The following is a 14,701-nucleotide window of genomic DNA, read 5'->3' on the forward strand; positions in this document are numbered from 1 at the left end:
TTTCTTACAACTCTCAAATGAGATCAAAGTTAAGCTTTATTTTCTTACTTTTTGCAATAGACATGCAAGCTAATATTTTTCCTTGCGATTCTTCTTTTTCGGTCAAATATTCATTCTCTAGTAATTCAACTTCTCCTTCTTCCAGATAACATTCGCAGCTCCCACAGATTCCTGATTTACAGGAATACGGAACTTGGAATTTTTGAATAAGTAATTGCTGTAGAATTTTCTCTCTATTATCGGGAAGCTCTGCCGAATATTTTTGCCCCAGTATCTTAAAGTCTACTTCCACATTTTCTATTAATGGAAATTCTTTTTCTATAGGATATATATCATCATTAAATTCTTCGAAAAGCTCAAAATGAATATTTTTTTTGGGAATACCATGGTGGTAACAAGCATTTGCAAGGGTTTTGATCATCTCTCCTTTTCCACAGATCAAAACTTCATCTACAGCATCCCAAATGGTAGATTCTTCATCTGTATCATCAAGATGTAAAATCTGGTTGATAATTAAATTTAATTTTTTAGCATCCAGCCTGCCATAGAAAAATTGATCCGGAGTTTTTTCCTTAGAAAAAAAATAAAAAATTTGTAATCTATTATTATGTTTCCGTGCAAGATTATCCAGAAGATCTCTGTAAACTAATTCCTCAGAACTCTTGTTTCCAAAGAATAAGAACAATCTCGTTCGTGGTTCATTATGGAGAATATTTTTAAAATGACTTAAAACAGGGGTGATACCAATTCCTGCAGCAAAGGCGATAATTGTTCTGAACTCACTCGGTTTTGATACTAAAGTAAATCTACCACTTGGCTCACTGATTAGTACTTGATCGCCTACATTGTAATTTCTAAAGAGTTCTGAAGTTGCTCCTTCAGATGAATTTATCTTTATTCCTAAACTTATCTTTTTCTCATAAGGAGCCGAAGTCATTGAATAATCATTAACGATATCTTCTCCGTGAGACTGAAATTTAATACTAACAAACTGCCCTGCTTCAAATCGAAAATTCTCTTGTAAATTCTCCGGAATTTCGAATTCCAGAGAAAAAGTATTTTTGGTCAGGTCTTCCTTTTTCGCTATTTTTAACCAATGAAACTGCGTAAGTTTCCCTTTATAGATTTGTTGTTCCATACTTCAAATTCAAAAATACTAAAATAATTATGAAGAAGATAATTTTATCAACGCTTGTTATTATTACACTGGTAAGCTGTAAAAAAGAAAATCAAAAAATTGATGATACAGCAAGTCCTAAAGATTCGATTTCTGTCGTAGACAATAATGGATCTGGTAATACAGCATATATTTCCAAAGAAATTTTACCTAATAATATAGGTGATTATCTTGCTAAAAATAATGATACGTTGTATGTCACCAACTTCTTTGCTACCTGGTGTGGGCCGTGTATGAAAGAAATTCCTCATTTCAAGAAAAAGATGGAGGAATTAAAAGGAAAACCTGTTAAATTCACTTTCGTTAATCTGGATGATCAGTCTGAATGGAATACCTCCGTTAAGAAATTCGCAGAGGAAAACGATCTAGCAAAAAATATTGTTTTATTGGATGGAAAAAAGCTGGATCAGAATTTCTTCCCTAAAAATTTCAAGCAATGGGATGGCGGATCTATTCCTTTTACATACATGAGAAAAGGGACTAAAACTGATGAGTCTTTGGGAATGATGAGTGAAGAACTTTTAGATTCAAAAATCAGTTCATTTTTAAAATAAAATCCTACAGAATTATTTCTGAACAATGTCTAAAAAATTTAAAATCCTGTGTTCATTATTTGTAGTCGCTATTATTATTACTGCGATTATCAATATGAATACAGGATTTTTAAGCTTAGAACTCCAGGACTTTTTTTACAATTCACCCAATAGTCAAATTGCAGATATTCGAATCAATCGAGTATTGGTAATGCTTTTAGCGGGTTTATCAATTCCTACTTCAGGTTTTCTGATGCAGGAATATTTCCAAAATCCATTAGCAGGTCCTGATATATTAGGAATCACATCAGTAGCAAGTTTATCCGTTTCGTTTTATATTTTCTTTTCACACGATATTTTGCTCCCTGAATTTTTACAAAATAGTTTTCTAAGCTTATCAGCAATTGTTGGCAGCTTATTATTAATGTTGGTTCTATTATCTATTTCCAATAAATTCCAGGACAAATCATATCTGATCATTTTTGGTTTTTTGGTTTCTGCTTTAGCCGGAGCGATTGTCTCATTACTTCAATTATATGCAGAAAATCAGAACTTAAAAAACTATATTCTATGGTCTTTCGGGGCTAATAATATGGTAACTAGAAATCAGATTTTAGTATTATTGATTTTAGTATTATTAGGTTTGTTTATGTCCTTCAAAACGATAAAACCACTTATAGGAAACTCATTGGGAAGTTCATATGCTCAAAGCTTGGGTGTGAACCTGCATCATCTGAAATTATCGATAATTGTAGCATCTTCCCTCCTATCGGCATCAATTACAGCCTTTTTGGGACCTATTTTATTTATTGGGATTATTGTTCCCCATTTTTGCAGATTAATTTATAACCCCGCAAAACTATGGCAGCAATGGATATTAAATATGATGCTTGGAATGCTTATGATGCTGGTATTTTCAATTATAGCAGAAAAAAGTCAGATTCCTTTAAATGTGATAAGCTCTATATTTGGAATACCTGTAATTTTGGTGATGCTCTTGAAGCAAAGTAAAGTTTAGAGTACAATTAAAGAAAAAGATGAAGATTAGATCTTAGAATATGAATTTTATTATTTCAAAAAATGGTTTAGATTCCTATGGAATAACTCCTAACATTTGTCATTCTGAAAGAATCTAAAGGAAGTACATAGAAGAACGCAAGTTCATAGATTTGTACCAATAAAATAAGTACCCTTATTAGAATAAGCTAGATAAACAATGAGTATAAGAGTATCACAAAAAAAATTAATTACTATTCACATCTTTCTATTTGTGTTTGGTATTGCTTTTTTGGAATTATCTAGTAGGTTTAGATTTAATAAAGATCTACATTGGATCTATTCAGCAGGGCGTAATTATCATTTTCTGATTACTTTACCATTATGTTTCTGTGGTTCTCTTGCTTTAGCTATTTACAGTTTATGGCAGGGAAAAGAAAATAAATTTTTATATTTAATCTTTAGTGCAATACCACTTATTTTATTTTTGATAATGATTTATCTAACTTATTAAAATTCAACATGCACCTACAAATAAAACAAGCAACTATCGGCTATGATAAGTCTTTAATTTCAGATGTTCATACAAATTTGAACCTGGGAGATGTATGCTTGTTAATTGGAAATAATGGTGTAGGAAAAACTACTTTAATTAAGTCCATTCTTCACCAGACGCTCTTATTAGGAGGAGACATCCTAATTAACAATAGAAATATAAAAACACTTTCTGTTAAAGAGATCGCAGAAAATATCGCGGTTGTGTTTTCAAAGGCTCTTATCCCTCAAAATTATACGGTGGAAGATCTTATTTCATTAGGTAAATATATTTATTACCCCTATTATTTTGAACTCAAAAAAGAGGATAAACAAGAGGTTTCAAATATCATTAATGAACTGGATCTGGATCAATATAAACATGTTTTGCTTAAAAACCTTTCAGATGGCAATCTTCAAAAAGCATTCATAGGTCGTGCTATAGCACAAAATTCACCTATTATCATTTTGGATGAACCAACTAATCATCTTGATGAAAAAAATAAATTAATTATTCTTAAAACACTTCGAAAATTGGCCAAAGAACAAAATAAACTGATTTTGTTTTCCTCTCACGACTGGCGACTGGCAAAAGAGTTCGCAGATAAGATATGGTACGTAAAGGATACTGTGCTATACTCAGGAATTGTTGAGGATATACTTCTTCAGCATGAAGAGCTTATTAATGTCTCTTTATTTCAGGTAAACGAACGTTTTATTGCACCAGCAATTGTTGCTCCCGCCATTCATAGGGAAATGCTGTATTCATTACTTCAAAAAAACTTCCAAAAAGACCTTTCTTCTTTCCAATTTGGCTTCCAGGATAGCTTTTGGGTTATTTCTCATCATAACACAAAACAGCAATGCGAATCCTTTGAGGAAATCATCGATTACATTAAGAACATTCATTAATACTTAGTTTTTATTAAATATTTCACATACTATGCATGCATAGTATTATGCTACTCATACAATTTAATCGACTTACTACCAGATTGTTAACAAATTTTAACGTTAATAAATACTATGCATGCATAATATTTACTAAATTTGATAAAAACCTATTACCACAAAAATGATGGATAATAACAAGGAAAAAATAGAAAACGTAGATCTGGTCCTGAAACAAACTTGGCTGGCTGTATCTAAAATGTATACAGAACTGGCTCAGGAACATGATTCTACAGCAGTTCAAGCTCTCACACTTCTTAAAATAGATCCTAAAGAAGGCACAAGAAGTACTAATCTTGGTCCTAAAATGGCCATTGAACCAACATCTTTAACCAGGATTATAAAACTATTGGAAGACAATGGTTACATCTATAAGGAAAAGACAACCACTGATAAGAGAGAAGTTATTATAAAACTTACTGATAAAGGATTAAACTCCAGAAATCTCTCTAAAGAAGTTGTCGTAAGCTTTAATAAAAGAGTTATGGAAAAGATTGCTCCCGAAAAATTGGAAACCTTCAAAGAGGTTATGCATGAAATCATGAAAATTGCAAACGATCTAAATAATAGAAAATAAATTAAACTGAAACCGAAAGGTTCCATGTGACAAAATAAAAATAAACAATAAATAGTTTACAAATGAAAAGAAGAATCAAACACGTAACGGTTCTTGGTTCAGGAATCATGGGAAGCGGTATTGCAGCTCACTTTGCCAATATTGGTGTAGAAGTTTTGCTGTTGGATATTGTTCCTTTTGAATTAACTGAAGCGGAGCAAAAAAAAGGTTTGACCAAAGATGATAAAGCGGTGAGAAACAGAATTGCTGCAGAAAACTTTGAAAAACTTAAAAAGGCGAGCCCTGCACTACTCTATTCTCCAAAATTTGCAGATAGAATTAAAGTGGGGAACTTTGATGATGATTTACAGACAATAAAAAATACAGACTGGATTATTGAAGTTGTTGTTGAAAAACTAGACATCAAAAAATCAGTTTATGAAAAAATTGAACAATTCAGAAAACCGGGAACATTAATTTCTTCTAATACATCCGGAATTCCTATTCATTTTCTAACAGAAGGAAGAAGCGAGGATTTTAAAAAGTATTTTGCGGGAACCCACTTCTTTAATCCTGTAAGGTATCTTCCTCTTTTGGAGATTATTCCAACAAATGATACAGATCCTGAAATTATAGATTTCTATATGACCTATGGAGCTAAATTTTTAGGTAAAACAACTGTTTTAGCAAAAGATACTCCAGCATTCATTGCCAATAGAATTGGGGTATTCTCTATGATGGATCTTCTTCATAACGTACAAAAATTAGGCTTAAACGTTTCTGATGTTGATAAATTAACAGGCCCTGTAATTGGTCGTCCTAAATCTGCGACTTTCAGAACGGCTGACGTTGTTGGTTTAGATACATTGGTTATGGTGGCTAATGGCGTTCGCCAAAGTGGTGCTGAAGCTAATAATTTTAATGATGTATTTGCTTTACCTGATTATATCCAGAAAATGATGGATAACAAATGGTTAGGATCCAAGACTCAACAGGGATTCTATAAGAAGGTGAAGAACGCAGAAGGAAAATCTGAAATTCATGGATTAAATCTTGATACTTTAGAATATGAACTTCAAGGAAAATCCTCTTTCCCTACTCTGGAACTAACAAAAGCTATTGATAAACCAATTGACAGATTTAAAGTTTTAATTGGTGGAAAAGATAAGGCAGGAGAACTATACAGAAAATCTTTAGGAGCGTTATTTGCCTATGTCTCTCATAAAGTTCCTGAAATCTCTGATGATATCTATAAAATTGATGATGCCATGCGGGCTGGTTTCGGATGGGAAAATGGACCATTTGAGATATGGGATGCAGTAGGAATTCAGAAAGGAGTTGAATTGGCTAAAGATGCAGGATATGATGTGTCAGACTGGGCAAAAACCCTGGCAGAAAAAGGAGAAACTTTTTATAAAGTAAATGATGAGGGACAAAGTATCTATTACGATAAAAACTCTGGAAATTACAACAATATCCCAGGTCAGAATGCTTTTATTATTTTAGACAATATCAGAAAGAACAAAACACTTTGGAGTAATTCAGGTGCTGCTATAGAAGATTTAGGAGACGGAATTATCAACTTTGAGATCCGTTCTAAAATGAATTCTCTTGGAGGCGAAGTTCTTGATGGACTAAACAGAGCCATTGATTTAGCAGAAAAAGAATACGACGGTTTAGTAATCGGAAATCAAGGAACTAACTTTTCAGTAGGAGCTAATTTAGCAATGATCCTAATGATGGCTATTGAGCAAGATTGGGATGATCTGAATATGGCCATTGCCTACTTCCAGAAATCAATGATGCGGGTTCGTTATTCTTCAATTCCTGTCGTTGTAGCTCCTCACGGAATGACTCTTGGAGGTGGTTGTGAAATGACTATGCATGCAGACCGGGTAGTTGCTGCTGCTGAAACCTACATTGGTTTAGTAGAAACCGGAGTTGGTGTAATTCCTGGTGGTGGTGGTACTAAAGAATTGACTTTAAGAACTTCTAGAGAATTCCATAGTGATGATGTTAAAAATAACAGACTTCGTGAGGCTTTCATGAATATTGCCATGGGTAAAGTTGCAACATCTGCTTATGAAGCTTATGATATGGGAATCCTTGAAAAAGGAAAAGATATCGTTTCTGTAAGTAAAAACAGACAGATTGCTGAAGCTAAAAAGATTGCAAAATTATTAGCCGAACAGGGGTACACTCAGCCAATCGAACAAAAAGTAAAAGTACTGGGAAGAGACGCGCTTGGAATGTTCTATGTAGGAACAGATCAAATGTTAACAGGAAACTTCATTTCTGAACACGACAAGAAAATTGCAGATAAATTAGCCAATGTAATGGTGGGAGGAAATCTTTCTGAACCAACTGTAGTGACTGAACAATACCTACTGAACCTTGAAAGAGAAACTTTCCTTCAGCTTTGTGGTGAAAGAAAAACGCTTGAAAGAATTCAGTATATGTTACAAAATGGAAAACCGTTAAGAAATTAGGATTTTCAAAAATTAACACACACCTTGTCATTCCGTAGGAATCTAAACTACGTTAAGATGCTTCCAGCATGACAAACTAAGTGTATAATTTTTATAATTAATCAATTAATACTAAAAAAAATGTCAAAGACAGCATATATAGTTAAGGGTTTTAGAACTGCCGTTGGAAAGGCTCCAAAAGGAAGTTTAAGATTTACCAGACCCGATGTAATGGCGGCTACAGTCATTGAAAAATTAATGGCAGAGCTTCCACAATTAGATAAAAACAGAATTGATGACCTTATCGTAGGAAACGCAATGCCTGAAGCTGAACAAGGCCTGAACGTTGCCCGTTTAATTTCATTAATGGGATTGAATACCGATAAAGTTCCCGGAGTTACTGTCAACAGATATTGTGCATCGGGAAGTGAAGCAATTGCTATTGCTTCAGCAAAAATTCAGGCTGGAATGGCAGATTGTATCATTGCTGGGGGTACAGAATCAATGTCTTATATCCCAATGGGTGGTTATAAGCCAGTTCCTGAAACAGATATAGCAAAGACAAATCCTGATTATTATTGGGGAATGGGCTATACCGCTGAAGAGGTTGCTAAGCAATATAATATTACAAGAGAAGAACAGGATCAGTTTGCTTTTGAATCCCATATGAAAGCTTTAAAAGCTAATGCTGAAGGTAAATTCGCCAACCAGATTGTTTCAATTCCTGTTGAATATAATTTCTTAGACGAAAATCAGAAAATGCAGACTAAAAAGTTTGACTTTTCAGTAGATGAAGGTCCAAGAAAAGATACTTCTTTAGAAGGTTTGGCTAAACTTAGACCTGTTTTTGCAAACGGAGGAAGCGTAACAGCCGGAAACTCTTCTCAAATGAGTGATGGAGCAGCTTTCGTAATGGTAATGAGTGAAGAAATGGTAAAAGAACTTGGTCTTCAACCTGAAGCAAGATTAGTAGCTTATGCTGCGGCTGGTCTTGAACCAAGAATTATGGGTATGGGACCAATCTATGCTATTCCAAAGGCCTTAAAACAAGCAGGCTTAGAATTAAAAGACATTGAACTGATTGAATTAAATGAGGCTTTTGCTTCTCAATCTGTTGCTATAAAAAAAGAATTAGGATTAAATCCTGATATTCTGAATGTAAACGGAGGTGCAATTGCTCTTGGTCACCCACTGGGATGTACAGGAACAAAATTAACCGTTCAGCTACTTGATGAAATGAGAAAGCGCGGAAACAAATATGGAATGGTTTCAATGTGTGTAGGAACAGGACAAGGAGCAGCTTCTATTTTTGAACTACTTTAGAACAATTTTGAATTATGAATTTTAAATTTTGGATTGAATGCAAAAGGAAAATCTAATTAAAGATATGTATTCAATTTTGCTTTATCAATTATCGAATTATATAAAATCTGCAAATCTCAGAATGAATTTATTCTTTCAAAACAATTATTAAGAAGTGGAACTTCTATTGACGCTAATGTTTAAGAAGCTTTAGCAGGATTTTCGGAAAAAGATTTCCTCCATAAAATGTCAATAGCAAGTAAAGAAGCTAGAGAGTCTCAATACTGGATTGATTTACTATCACAATCTAAATTAGTTCAGTTTGATGAGATAAGATATAAATTAGAGATTCAAAGTATTGTAAATATTTTAACATCGATTGTTAAAACGCTTCAAGATAAGTTAAGACTGAAATCATAATTCAAAATCCACAATCTAAAATTCAAAATTAAATAACTAAAATTTAAAATAATCAATAATGAGTGATACACTTAATAAAACATTAAAAGGTGGTGAGTTTTTAATTAAAGAAATTCCTGCTAATGAAATCTTCTCTTTGGAAGAACTTTCAGAAGAGCAAAAAATGCTTCGTGATTCTGCAAAAGAATTTATTGACAGAGAAGTAATTCCTCAAAAAGAAAGATTTGAGAAAAAAGATTATGCCTTAACTGAAGAAAAGATGCGTCAGTTGGGTGAAATGGGACTTTTAGGAGTTGCTGTCCCTGAGGAATATGGTGGTCTTGGAATGGGCTTCGTTAATACCATGCTTGCTTGTGACTACTGCTCTGGAGCTAATGGTTCTTTGGCTACAGCTTATGGCGCGCATACGGGAATCGGAACACTTCCTATCCTGTTATATGGAACAGAAGAGCAAAAGAAAAAATATCTTCCGGATCTGGCTACAGGAACGAAATTTGGAGCATATTGTTTGACAGAACCGGATGCTGGTTCTGATGCAAATTCAGGGAAGACAAGAGCAAAACTTTCTGAAGATGGAAAACACTATATCATCAATGGACAAAAAATGTGGATCTCTAATGCAGGTTTTGCAGAAATATTCATTGTTTTCGCTAAAATTGATGATGATAAAAACATTACAGGTTTCATCGTAGAAAAAGAAGGAACTACAGGTCTTAGTTTCGGTGAGGAAGAGCACAAATTAGGAATCCGTTCGTCTTCTACAAGACAGGTTTTCTTTAATGATATGAAAGTTCCGGTAGAAAATCTTTTAGGTGAAAGAAACAACGGTTTCAAGATCGCTTTAAATGCTTTAAATGTTGGAAGAATTAAATTAGCTGCAGCAAACCTTGACGGACAAAGAAGAATTTTAAACCATTCTCTTCAATATTCTAACGAAAGAAAACAGTTTGGTGTTTCTATTTCAACTTTCGGAGCAATCAGAAAGAAATTAGCTGAAATGGCAACTGGGATCTTTGTTGCTGAAGCAGGATCTTACAGAGCAGCAAAAGATGTTGAAGATAAAATCAATGAATTGGTTGCTGGCGGAATGAATCACCAACAAGCTGAATTAAAAGGAGTTGAAGAATTTGCTGTAGAAGCTTCTATTTTGAAAGTTTTTGTTTCAGATTTAACACAACATACTGCTGATGAAGGAATTCAGGTATATGGAGGAATGGGATTCTCAGAAGATATGCCAATGGAAGCAGCCTGGAGAGATTCAAGAATTGCAAGAATCTATGAGGGAACCAATGAAATCAACCGTCTTCTGGCTGTTGGAATGTTGATTAAAAAAGCAATGAAAGGAGAACTGGATCTGCTTTCTCCAGCAATGGCTATCAGCAAAGAATTGATGGGTATTCCTTCATTTGATGTTCCTGATTACTCTGCATTCATGAGTGAAGAAAAAGCTATTATTGCTAACCTTAAAAAAGTGTTTTTAATGGTTTCAGGAGCTGCTCTTCAGAAGTATATGATGGATATTGAAAAGCAACAACATTTACTGTTAAATGCTTCAGAGATCCTTAACCAGATCTATATGGCAGAATCTGCTATTTTAAGAGCTGAGAAACACTTCTCTCCTGATTCTGTAGAAGCTGCAATGGCTCAATTAAATCTTTACAAAGCTGTCGAAAAAATTATCGTAGCTGCTAAAGAAGGAATTATTTCATTTGCTGAGGGCGATGAGCAGAGAATGATGCTTTCAGGATTAAGAAGATTTACAAAATATACGAACCATCCGAATGTCGTTGCTTTAACTGAAAAAGTAGCAGCACATTATATTGGAAAAGGAGCTTATTAGCCTTTTACATATAAATTTGATTTTCAAAGCGTCTCATTTTTTTGAGACGTTTTTTATTTGCATTTTTTTTTATAATTTTAAGGAAATCATAAATTAAAAATTATGGGAAAATTTATTATTTCAAAAAGAACAAACGGAGACTACCAGTTTAATCTAAAAGCCAGTAATGGGCAGGTAATTTTAACCAGCCAGGGGTACAGTTCTAAATCAGGATGTGAAAATGGTATTGAATCTGTCCGGGTAAATTCCAAGGATGATTCCAAATTCGAAAGAAAAGCATCTTCCAATGGGAAATCTTATTTCAACCTGAAAGCCGGAAATGGGCAGATCGTTGGAACAAGCCAAATGTATGAGTCGGAAAGCGGTATGGAAAAGGGAATAGAATCTGTAAAAGTCAATGCTCCAATAGCGTCCGTAGAAGAAGAAACTACCGGATAAAATAATCTAAAATAAATTTTAGAAAATGTCTTATTTATGTAAGGCATTTTCTATTTTTGTACGAATCTTTTCAAGAAAAAATGACTAAAGAAGAACTTTTACATAGAGCCATAAAGATAGCTGATAAAGCACATAAAGGTCAGACTGATAAATACCACGCTCCATACATTGCCCACGTAATGCGTGTTATGGAATATGGTAAAACTCTGGATGAAAAAATTGTAGGGGCATTGCATGATGTTGTAGAAGATCATCCTTCAGAATTTAGTCTTGATTTTCTACGTAACGAAGGCTTTCCTGAGTATGTTCTGTTTGCTGTAAGCTGTCTTACAAAATTTGATCCCGAAGAGGATTACGATGATTTTGTAAAAAGAACAGAAAGATCCCCTCTTGCAGTAGCAGTAAAATTAAATGATCTCCGCGATAATATGGATTTACGCAGGGTAAACAGAGAACTGACTCCTAAGGATATCAAAAGATTCAATAAATACCTTAAAGCCTATCATTATCTGATTGAGAAATATTAATCTGCTCCAGGGAAATCAAATGTTTTGGTATGATGATCTGTACCATCGATATTGATATTTAATGCTAGATAAATAAAGTGTAAATTCCTGTTTCCTGAAGCTTCAAATTCCCTTTGCCACAAATAACCACAGAGAACCCCAAAGTATTCATCGACCTGGTATCCGAAACCACCGTATACTCTATTTCTTGCGAAGGTAGGTTTTATGGGGCTCACTAAAAATATTTCATCGTAAGCATTGGCGAAAACGGTTCCTTTCTGTATGGTTTTGGCATTTAATGGGACACTTACATTCAAACGGTAACGGTAACGCATCCTTTGGGAACTATTGTCTGTTTGAGGCTCATAAAACCAGCTCTTTTCTACACGAAAACGATTTTCAAACTTTACAATACCTTTTTTGATATCAATGACATCCTGAAGCCATATTCTGAATTCTTCTTTACTCAGACTATGATCTTTATAATTCACATATCTCCCCAGACCAACAAATGGCTTATGATTTTTTGTAAGATTATATCCTACCCCACCTTTTATTTCATAATAATCAGGATACGAGTATTCTTGATTACCACGGAGCTGCCCTTCAGCATACAGGAAAAATTTGGGATGAAATTTATAGGTAAGAGTCACTGCATTGAAGCTTGAAACATGCTCTTGAGCTTTAAAAAAAGTAATACTAAAAAGTAAGCTTAAACCTAAAAAAAGTTTCATGAAAAAAATTTCTGCAAAAGTAAAATTAATTAACCACCCCTTAATATTAAGTTTACTTAATATTAATATTGTACGTAAAACCAATATGAAACCACCTGTTAGGCATTTGAACACCAAATGTTTCTGTATATTTCGTATTCGTAATATTATTAATCAAAACATAGACAGAAAAATCATTTTTCACAAAACTGATCTTCTCATCCAATAGATTATAACTTCCAAGATTTAACCTGTCATTATATCGGTATACCAGTTCATTGGTGAAATATTGCAAGAAACTTGTTTCCAGTTTTGCTATGAACTGATGCTTTAAATTATCCAGAACATACCTTGAAACAAAATCATTGGATTCTTTAACTTTGGTATCCAGATACGTATATCCGACACTGTATTTCAGCCAATCCGACAATCTGTGATTAACTTCAGCTTCAATACCTTTTGTATCTATATTTCCAACATTCTGAGCATACCAAACAGGATCTGTCAGTGATTTTTTCACCCAGTCAATCGAATTATTTGAATTACGCATAAAACCACTGATCTTAGCTAATAAACCTTTATTCTGATATTGATATCCTATTTCTGTAGATACTGCATTTTCAGGGAGCAAATCAGGGTTTCCCTGCTCCGTTGGGCTTATATAATAAAGATCTGTGAAGGTAGGAACTCTATGAACTTTGGCAATATTACCATAGATCTTGTTATTTGGATTAAAGTTATAACCTACATCTAATCCCGGATAAAAGAAATTCCCTTCCTTGGAATAATTTCCCCAAGAAATTCCTGGTGTAATATTCAGTTTTTTATCTAATAATGAAAAATTATGTTCAAAGAAAATCTGGGAAACAAAACGGTTTCTATTTCCTAAATTATTACTTGCCAAAAGTTCTTTTCTTAACTCAATTCCAACACCAGTTATTCCCAATCCCCATGAATAGCTTGAGTTGACTTGCCCTCCTACATTGTTTCCAATGTGCATATTTCTGTATCCATCAGGTTTTTGCCTGTCATATAAATACATATCCTGTCCTCGTCTCCAGTACACATTAGAATTTAATTTTAATTTTCCGAAGGATTGTTGATGAGCTAAACTAATCACTGAAGCCTGAAGCTCCTCATATTGTTCAGTTGCCTTTGGAGAAGCATAAAATCCATTAGCCCCAAATTTCTTTTCTGAAATACCGGCCTGTAGCTTTAAGTCACCATTCTTAATAGCTAATCTGCTTTGATAAAAAACATTCCGTATTTCATAATCAGTGTTATGCATGAAACCTTGGGAGGTTGCAGAATTGGCCTGTAAAGAATTAGAAAATTTTTCATTTCCCAACTGAGCATTCAGTCCAAATCCATAGGTTTCATAATCCCCACCTTCAGCGCTTATCTTTACTCTTTTTCCAGGATTTGTTTTGGTAATGATATTAATGACTCCTGCATAAGCATTCTGCCCAAATCTCCTGGCAGCAGGACCTTTGACTATTTCGATTCTTTCAACATCTTCAAGATCTATAGGAATATTAAGAGAATTGTGCCCCGTTTGCGAATCATTCATTCTAATCCCATTTAATAGAAGAAGAACCTGTTCGGATGAACTTCCCCGAAAAGCGACATCACTCTGAACGCCATTTGCTCCTCTCCTTCTGATATCCATTCCGGGAACCTGTTGAAGGATTTCATCAATACTTTTCGCAGGAGAATTGGCAATCTCTTCTTTTGAAATAACAGTGATATTCTGATTGGCATTTTTATATGGAGTTGAAATAAATTTACCTTGAAATTCAACAGTTTCTATATCTGTAGTTTTTTCCTGCGCTTCAGTTATTACTAACAGACCAAGAAAAAATACAACGCCCAGCTTTTTCATCATATCCTTTAATTTTTAAGATTTTTTTAAGATTTCCAAAAATAGATGACTTAGACAACACTCACAAATGATTATTATCATAGATGTTGCCAGCGCATCAATAAAAATGAGATTTGGTATTTATAAAAAATAAAGATGCAGTGGATGCTGCATCTTGTGTGGGGGAATTATCTTTTTCTCATTAAATGTGTAACAAGGTCTCTGAATAATTTTACCATCGCTTTATTACATATTTATAGGTGCAATTTTAAATAATTTTGAAACACAAAACAATAGCTTAACTTAAAAAAACATAAAAAATCATAAAATTTATTCAAAATAAAAAACTTTAAACTACTAACTAAATATTTCGCTTACAGATGTTTAATTTTTTAAACCCATATAT

General features: G+C 33.7%; 12 protein-coding genes and 1 pseudogene. 10 read left to right on the forward strand and 3 right to left on the reverse strand.

Annotation, left to right across the window (positions count from 1 at the left end):
• Positions 1 to 13: 13 nt before the first annotated feature.
• Positions 14 to 1,138 carry a flavin reductase family protein gene (locus AC3WRL_RS16600; protein WP_492330776.1) on the reverse strand — a complete coding sequence of 375 codons (1,125 nt, stop codon included), beginning with the start codon at positions 1,136 to 1,138 and terminating at the stop codon, positions 14 to 16.
• 29 nt (positions 1,139 to 1,167) lie between these two features.
• On the opposite strand from AC3WRL_RS16600, the gene AC3WRL_RS16605 reads away from it, so the two are divergent.
• The 10 genes and pseudogenes from AC3WRL_RS16605 to AC3WRL_RS16650 all read left to right on the forward strand — a co-directional run bounded on the left by AC3WRL_RS16605 (position 1,168) and on the right by AC3WRL_RS16650 (position 11,742).
• On the forward strand, positions 1,168 to 1,731 hold the full coding sequence (locus AC3WRL_RS16605; RefSeq protein WP_492330777.1) for a TlpA family protein disulfide reductase: 564 nt from the start codon (positions 1,168 to 1,170) through the stop codon (positions 1,729 to 1,731).
• Between the two features lie 25 nt (positions 1,732 to 1,756).
• Positions 1,757 to 2,728: a FecCD family ABC transporter permease gene (locus AC3WRL_RS16610; RefSeq protein ID WP_214825355.1), complete on the forward strand. Its 972-nt coding sequence runs from the start codon at positions 1,757 to 1,759 to the stop codon at positions 2,726 to 2,728.
• 500 nt (positions 2,729 to 3,228) lie between these two features.
• A complete protein-coding gene (locus AC3WRL_RS16615; RefSeq protein WP_492330778.1) occupies positions 3,229 to 4,152 on the forward strand; it encodes an ABC transporter ATP-binding protein in 924 nt (307 codons plus the stop codon).
• Between the two features lie 166 nt (positions 4,153 to 4,318).
• Complete coding sequence (locus tag AC3WRL_RS16620; RefSeq protein ID WP_200249134.1) at positions 4,319 to 4,768, forward strand: MarR family winged helix-turn-helix transcriptional regulator; 450 nt, start codon at positions 4,319 to 4,321, stop codon at positions 4,766 to 4,768.
• A 62-nt stretch (positions 4,769 to 4,830) separates the two neighbouring features.
• The gene (locus AC3WRL_RS16625) at positions 4,831 to 7,236 is read left to right on the forward strand and encodes a 3-hydroxyacyl-CoA dehydrogenase/enoyl-CoA hydratase family protein (RefSeq protein ID WP_214825361.1); all 2,406 of its coding nucleotides are present in this window, start codon (positions 4,831 to 4,833) and stop codon (positions 7,234 to 7,236) included.
• Between the two features lie 120 nt (positions 7,237 to 7,356).
• The gene (locus AC3WRL_RS16630; protein WP_214825364.1) at positions 7,357 to 8,538 is read left to right on the forward strand and encodes an acetyl-CoA C-acyltransferase; all 1,182 of its coding nucleotides are present in this window, start codon (positions 7,357 to 7,359) and stop codon (positions 8,536 to 8,538) included.
• A 129-nt stretch (positions 8,539 to 8,667) separates the two neighbouring features.
• A pseudogene (locus AC3WRL_RS16635) lies at positions 8,668 to 8,937 on the forward strand (four helix bundle protein).
• A 58-nt stretch (positions 8,938 to 8,995) separates the two neighbouring features.
• The gene (locus AC3WRL_RS16640; protein WP_214825369.1) at positions 8,996 to 10,777 is read left to right on the forward strand and encodes an acyl-CoA dehydrogenase FadE; all 1,782 of its coding nucleotides are present in this window, start codon (positions 8,996 to 8,998) and stop codon (positions 10,775 to 10,777) included.
• Between the two features lie 102 nt (positions 10,778 to 10,879).
• The gene (locus AC3WRL_RS16645) at positions 10,880 to 11,215 is read left to right on the forward strand and encodes a YegP family protein (RefSeq protein WP_492330779.1); all 336 of its coding nucleotides are present in this window, start codon (positions 10,880 to 10,882) and stop codon (positions 11,213 to 11,215) included.
• A gap of 80 nt (positions 11,216 to 11,295) precedes the next feature.
• A complete protein-coding gene (locus tag AC3WRL_RS16650) occupies positions 11,296 to 11,742 on the forward strand; it encodes a phosphohydrolase (protein WP_214825373.1) in 447 nt (148 codons plus the stop codon).
• On the opposite strand, the gene AC3WRL_RS16655 is transcribed toward AC3WRL_RS16650, so the two are convergent.
• Positions 11,739 to 12,455, reverse strand: a complete 717-nt coding sequence (locus tag AC3WRL_RS16655; protein WP_492330780.1) for a DUF2490 domain-containing protein — start codon at positions 12,453 to 12,455, stop codon at positions 11,739 to 11,741. The two genes, AC3WRL_RS16650 and AC3WRL_RS16655, sit on opposite strands and share 4 nt — an antisense overlap.
• A 52-nt stretch (positions 12,456 to 12,507) precedes the next feature.
• Positions 12,508 to 14,319 (reverse strand): TonB-dependent receptor plug domain-containing protein, encoded by a 1,812-nt coding sequence (locus AC3WRL_RS16660; RefSeq protein WP_492330781.1) that lies wholly within the window; start codon positions 14,317 to 14,319, stop codon positions 12,508 to 12,510.
• Positions 14,320 to 14,701 lie beyond the last annotated feature (382 nt).

Source organism: Chryseobacterium sp. FW101-FHT12H09 (assembly GCF_058790395.1).

Coding starts and splice junctions, on each gene's coding strand:
- AC3WRL_RS16605 (WP_492330777.1), top strand. CDS start 1,168: ATGAAGAAGATAATTTTATCAACGCTTGTTATTATTACACTGGTAAGC.
- AC3WRL_RS16640 (WP_214825369.1), top strand. CDS start 8,996: ATGAGTGATACACTTAATAAAACATTAAAAGGTGGTGAGTTTTTAATT.
- AC3WRL_RS16645 (WP_492330779.1), top strand. CDS start 10,880: ATGGGAAAATTTATTATTTCAAAAAGAACAAACGGAGACTACCAGTTT.
- AC3WRL_RS16660 (WP_492330781.1), bottom strand. CDS start 14,319: ATGATGAAAAAGCTGGGCGTTGTATTTTTTCTTGGTCTGTTAGTAATA.
- AC3WRL_RS16650 (WP_214825373.1), top strand. CDS start 11,296: ATGACTAAAGAAGAACTTTTACATAGAGCCATAAAGATAGCTGATAAA.
- AC3WRL_RS16630 (WP_214825364.1), top strand. CDS start 7,357: ATGTCAAAGACAGCATATATAGTTAAGGGTTTTAGAACTGCCGTTGGA.
- AC3WRL_RS16615 (WP_492330778.1), top strand. CDS start 3,229: ATGCACCTACAAATAAAACAAGCAACTATCGGCTATGATAAGTCTTTA.
- AC3WRL_RS16620 (WP_200249134.1), top strand. CDS start 4,319: ATGGATAATAACAAGGAAAAAATAGAAAACGTAGATCTGGTCCTGAAA.
- AC3WRL_RS16655 (WP_492330780.1), bottom strand. CDS start 12,455: ATGAAACTTTTTTTAGGTTTAAGCTTACTTTTTAGTATTACTTTTTTT.
- AC3WRL_RS16610 (WP_214825355.1), top strand. CDS start 1,757: ATGTCTAAAAAATTTAAAATCCTGTGTTCATTATTTGTAGTCGCTATT.
- AC3WRL_RS16625 (WP_214825361.1), top strand. CDS start 4,831: ATGAAAAGAAGAATCAAACACGTAACGGTTCTTGGTTCAGGAATCATG.
- AC3WRL_RS16600 (WP_492330776.1), bottom strand. CDS start 1,138: ATGGAACAACAAATCTATAAAGGGAAACTTACGCAGTTTCATTGGTTA.